At 74.6% G+C, this 672-nt stretch carries 1 protein-coding gene; it reads left to right on the top strand.

Annotation, left to right across the window (positions count from 1 at the left end; genetic code table 11):
- Window positions 1–180 precede the first annotated feature (180 nt).
- Window positions 181–672 (top strand): glycerophosphodiester phosphodiesterase family protein (locus KUM32_RS37350; protein ID WP_302185236.1); only part of this gene is annotated, 492 nt, incomplete at its 3' end.

The raw sequence follows: 672 nt of genomic DNA, 5'->3' as shown, positions 1-672 counted from the left end.
GGGTACGGGCTGGGGCAGCGGGCTGCGGGACGGTAGGAAGCGGGACGGTGGGAGGCGGGTGTTCCGGTTGCAGTCCTTTTCGCCTGGTAGACCCGTTTGGTTCATCAACGGGGGTTAGCTTGCCCGGCAGCGACCCCCCGGGTCGCGGCGTCCCTCCCCCGTGTCCCCGCAGGAGTTCCCATGCGTCGTCATCTCTCCGTGCCGGTGGCCGTCGCCGTGCTGGCCGCCGCCGTCCCCGCGCTCACCGGCAGCAGCCCGGCCACCGCGCGCTCCGGCGACGCGGCGCCCGGCCACGCCCGGTCGAAGCCGCTGGTGATCGCGCACCGCGCGGGCACGGCCGACGCCCCGGAGAACACGCTGGTGGCCATCCGTACGTCCCTGCGGGCCGGGGCCGACGGGCAGTGGCTGAGCGTCCAGGCGACCCGGGACGGCGTTCCCGTGCTGTACCGGCCCACGGACCTCTCGTCACTCACCGACGGCTCCGGGGCCGTCGCGGACCACCGGTTGCGCGACCTGGCCCCGTTGAACGCGGGGTACCACTTCAAGGACGAGCGGGGCGGGTACCCGTACCGCGCGCGTCCGGTGCGCATTCCGACGCTGGCCGCCGCGTTGGACGCCGTCCCCGCGGGCAAGCAGGTCTACCTCGATCTGAAGCAGGCGCCGGCCCGGCAC

This window comes from Streptomyces sp. AC627_RSS907 (assembly GCF_019049165.1).
Note: the sequence above shows the minus strand (reverse complement) of the source record. Positions and strands in the feature narration are given on the sequence as shown.